This window comes from Vulcanococcus sp. DEBay_Sum22DG08_74, from assembly GCF_017852955.1.
In the GTDB taxonomy this organism is placed as follows: domain Bacteria; phylum Cyanobacteriota; class Cyanobacteriia; order PCC-6307; family Cyanobiaceae; genus Vulcanococcus.
Window position 1 is genome coordinate 1 of the sequence record NZ_JAFMKL010000125.1, and the last position, 4,505, is coordinate 4,505.

Below are 4,505 nucleotides of genomic sequence, written 5' to 3' on the forward strand. Positions count from 1 at the left end.
ACGGCGCATTGATACTTCCCTTCGCTTGCGTTCCCTCTACAACTTGCAGCTCTAAATCAAATCCACTCGACGACACACTCGCATTGCTTCCGCTATCCGCTCCGTAGGCCGTTCCGGCCGCCGTCTCAAACACTCCGCTGTAATCCGTCGAATCACTCGTATCTCCTCCCGCATTCCCGCCGCTCAGACCTCCGTCATCCGTCAACAACACCGCCTCGCTGGTCACTTGACTGATGTCGGTAATCGCTGGTCCGTCATCTCCAAACTGGATATTCCCTCCTAAATCAATGGATGCCGTAGCGGATCGAACAATTCCCGATCCATAGTCATCGGTAACACTAACCAGGAGTTCCACTTGGCCATTAGCCAACAAAGCCAAGTCCTCGATATAGGCTCCGTCATAGATATCCGCCTGGCTATGGTCGATCGGCTGCGACTGGGTCAGCGTCAACAGACCGATGCTTCTACTGATCTCAATCGTGAATGTCGTATTACCCGCATTCACTCCACCTTCCGTCAATGACGTCGAACCCGTAATCACACCTCCTATCTCATAAAGACGGATCGGTACTCCACCACTCGTCAATCCAGATGGTGATCCTTCCGTGTACGCACCATCCAATCCAAGCGCATAGACAATTGTTCGTGTAGCACCAGGTCCTGGCGCCGTAATCGTGAAGTTGGCGGCAAAATCAACACTGGCAACAACTGGACTGGCATTCGTATCACCAGCTCCCTGATCACCGACGAAATTGCCGTCGCTTAAGCCGCCGTCAAACGTCAGCGCTTCACCCAAGTCAGAAGCATCGATGGTCGGCGGATTGGGATCAACTGGAGGATCGGATGATGGAGCCGCCTCAACCGCGTCGGCTGCAGCAGCTAAAGGCTGAAACGGTGTCGCTGCAACCCCCGTCGGTGGCTGACCAGGCGGCTGCTGCGGGACTAATGCCGGTTGGGACTCCTCAGTGGTGGTCGTGAGGAACAACGGGATGCCCCCACTGCTGCCCTGCGGTGCATACTGCGGACCAGGGATCGTGGGCTTGGCCACAACCTCTGGCGGTGGCGGCTGGTCCACCGTTTCCGGAATCCCTTCGTAGGGAATGTTCTGAAACGCCTCGGCCCCGCCTGGCAGAACAAACTCACCGTGTGGATCGGGCACCTTCCGGTCCTGGACGTTGCCCGCCATGTCCCGATCGGTTTCTGCCGCCTGGGCATCGCCACCGGGATTGAGAGCAAAACCGAGTCCTTCTTCTGCTGGCATCGATCCCTACGCCGAAGCGCACATCTATTGCCAAGGTATTGACGTCGGTTGCCGCCGGAAGGGAAAGAAGTAGCGCCGGTGGTTAAGAATCAAGGCGAATCTAAAGGAGATGAAAAGAGGACTGCCAGATCCCGCATGTAGGGCGGGATCTGAAGGAAGATGATCGAGCGAGACAAGCAGAAGAGAGGTCTTTAGCGACTCTCCCGTAGTGCTGAATCCATCGTCCGAGTGAACGGCTGGAAGAGATAACGCAGAACGCTGCGGCGTTGCCCCTGGATATCCGCAACCAGAGGCATCCCCGCTTGAATCGGAAATGTCTTGCGGCGCTGATCCACAAACTGCCGGTCCAGCTCCACCCGTGCCAGGTAGTAGTAGGCACGGGTATCCGGATCTTGCACCGTGGTTCCAGCCAAACTCAGCACCTTGCCGGGCACAGATCCATAAATGGTGGAATCAAACGGCTGGAGCTTCACGTCCACTCGCTGCCCCACCTTCACAAAGCCAATGTCTTTGGATGGCACCCGCACCTCCACCAACTTCTTACTGCCAGTCGGAACGACCTGCAGAACCACAGCACCTGGACCCACCACAGCACCCGGGGCCTTGTAGCGCAGGTCGCTGATCACCCCACTGACCGGGGCCGTGACCTTGGTGCGCTCGAGCTGGTTGCGCACTTTTTTGATGTTTTCTGCCACCACAGCCTCTTCGCTCACCAACTCTGCAATTTGTGAGTTGTTCTCGAAATGCAGGCCGGATTCCACGCCCTTCAGGTTGGCTTGGGCCTGGCTCAAGGCCTTGCGCGCTTCATTCCGCGCCCCCTTCATCTCCGCCAGCTGCGTCTTGGTATGGAGCAACTGCAACCGTGAGGCCCCGCCGGACTCCTGAAGCGACGCCCACATCGCAACCTGCTGGGTTTGGAGATTGATCTGCTCGTTCAACCCCTCGACTTCCGCCTGCTTCTGCTGCACCGTGGCCCGAGCAGCGGCCAGCTGATCAGCTCGATTGGCAAGGCGGCTGGTCAAGAGCTGTTGCTGGGCAGCACTGACCTTGTTGCCCTGCTCTATCCCCTGGAGATCGCCAACTGAGAGGGTTGCGTCACCACGAATCGCCGCCTGCAGTTGCTTTTGCTGCAGCAACAGGTTCTTGAGCTTCTGCTCAGCTGCGTCATATTCGCTGCCCACCAACTTGGGGCTGAGCTCCAGCAACACCTCTCCCTCTTTGACCTCCTGGCCATCGCGGACATCCACCTTGGAGACAATCCCTCCCTCTAGGTGCTGGACCACATTCACCGCACCCTCTGGCACGACCTCACCGGAAGCCTGAACGACCTGAGTCAACGGAGTCAGGGCCGCCCAGGGGACAAACAAAGCTGCTGCACCACCGAGGAAGTACAAGGACAAGCGCAGGTGACGGTTGTCCGGCTTTTGCTCGAGATCAAGGGCCTGGGATAAGCGCTGATGTCCAACCAACGCCGCCACGTCGGATTGATCCAAACCAGGAAGCTTGGCGAACCAGCCGGCAGAGGGGGGGGAGGATGCGCCCTCATCCTTGCTTGGCTCAGGGTTGGCGTTGACAGAGGAGGAAGTCATGGCATGAAGAGAAAATGGTGAACGGTGGATTGGATCTAGGGCCTGTTTTGAAGCCGTTGGCGTAACTCCTCGGGAGTGCCCTGGAAGGTGGTCACCCCTTTGTCGAGAATGCAGAGCTGATCGACCTTCTCAAGTAACAAGCGGTTGTCGGTGGCGATGACAACACTGCGCGGGTGGCCGCTGAAGAACGACACCCGAAAAGAGGGAAGGGCCTCGAGAAAGATTTGGAATTGATCCGGAGATAACCCCTGACTGAGGTCGTCGATCAACAGGATTGGGGTGTCTTTAATCAGGGCCTGCGCCAGGGAGAACAAACGCAATACCCCATGGGGCAGCTGATAAACAAATGCCTCATCCAGGGAGGTGTCGAGCCCGTCAGGCAATGATTCCAGATAGTCCAAGATCCCGATGCGTTCGCAAATCGAGCGCACGTGGGGTGGCGTCACGTCAGGATTCATCGCCATCAGGTTGGAGAGCACCGTCCCAGGCAGCAGCTCTGAGCGCTCCATCACGAAAGCGATGTTGCTTTGAATCAGATCAGGACTGAACTGGCGATAGTCGACACCGTCAAAGAGCAATGAGCCATTGGAGAGCGGATACAGCTGATCAATCACCCGCAACACCGCACTTTTGCCGCAACCGGCTTTCCCCGTCAGAGCCAGGATTTGGCCGGGTTCCACCGAGAGGGAGACCCGCGTCAAAGCCAAACTGCTGTCACGACCCAATCGACAGGTGCCGGAATCCAAGAGGACCGAGCCATAGAGCCGATGATGCGGTGATTCAGCCGCCATCCGGGTGGATTGACGAAGCTTGAAAAACTGATCCAGTTGAGCGAACTGCTTGCGCATCGAACTCAAACGCAACATCGCGTTCATCAACTGCTGGAAGGGTGTAAAGACCCTCCAGACGAAGAACATTGCGGCAATCAGAGTGCCCATGGCAGCGGCACCCTCTTCGCTGTTCGAAGCGAGCCAAACGCCAAACGCCAGAGTCAACACCCCGGCCAGCTGAGATGCGGTACTGACAACCACCTGCAGGCGCCCCAATTGGCGGTTGATCGTCAGTGCGCTACTGGTGCTCTGAGCCGAGAGACCACGCAAACGCTGCAGCCAGACCCACTCCAAACTGGATTGCTTCACCTCCAAAAAGCGGCTCACCAACTCCTGCTGCGCCTGAGCAATTCCGATTTCACTGGAGAGGCTGAGATCAGCAGCGACGCCGTAATAACGAGACATCACCAGGACCAAGATGGCGGTGATGCCCATCAAGACCAAGGGGATCAAGACCAAGGGGCCTGCGATCAGTGCAATCGCAGCCAGATAGAGCAGGACAAAGGGAAAGTCCAGCAGGGCCAGGGCAAGCGGTCCTTGCAAATAGACCAATAGCGCATCGAGATTGCGCTGCCGATTGCGGTAGCTGCGAGTCCCTAAGGTTTCAGTCTGGTTGGAGTCCAGTCCGATCGTCTTCTCAATCAGCTTCACGCCCAATAAGGCATCAAGGCGTGCCGCCAGCTGCGCCAACTGACTGCTTCTCCATTGACGCAAGGTCCAATCCAGACCAAACAACAACAAGACGCCAAGGAACAGCCAGGCTCCCGTGAAGAGGTTTTCACTGGGAATCACAATGTTGTAAACAGCCCGGATGTAAAAGGGCAC

3 protein-coding genes are annotated in these 4,505 nt (G+C 57.2%); all 3 read right to left on the reverse strand.

Annotated features, from left to right (window positions below):
* On the reverse strand, positions 1-1,261 hold a 1,261-nt coding region (locus QZ184_RS10330), incomplete at its 3' end, for a DUF5801 repeats-in-toxin domain-containing protein (protein ID WP_296419474.1).
* Between the two features lie 191 nt (positions 1,262-1,452).
* Positions 1,453-2,850 (reverse strand): HlyD family type I secretion periplasmic adaptor subunit, encoded by a 1,398-nt coding sequence (locus QZ184_RS10335; protein WP_296419476.1) that lies wholly within the window; start codon positions 2,848-2,850, stop codon positions 1,453-1,455.
* A 35-nt stretch (positions 2,851-2,885) separates the two neighbouring features.
* On the reverse strand, positions 2,886-4,505 hold a 1,620-nt coding region (locus QZ184_RS10340), incomplete at its 5' end, for an ATP-binding cassette domain-containing protein (protein WP_296419479.1).

Excerpts from the sequence above, each read along its gene's own strand:
- QZ184_RS10335 (WP_296419476.1), bottom strand. The coding sequence starts at position 2,850 with ATGACTTCCTCCTCTGTCAACGCCAACCCTGAGCCAAGCAAGGATGAG.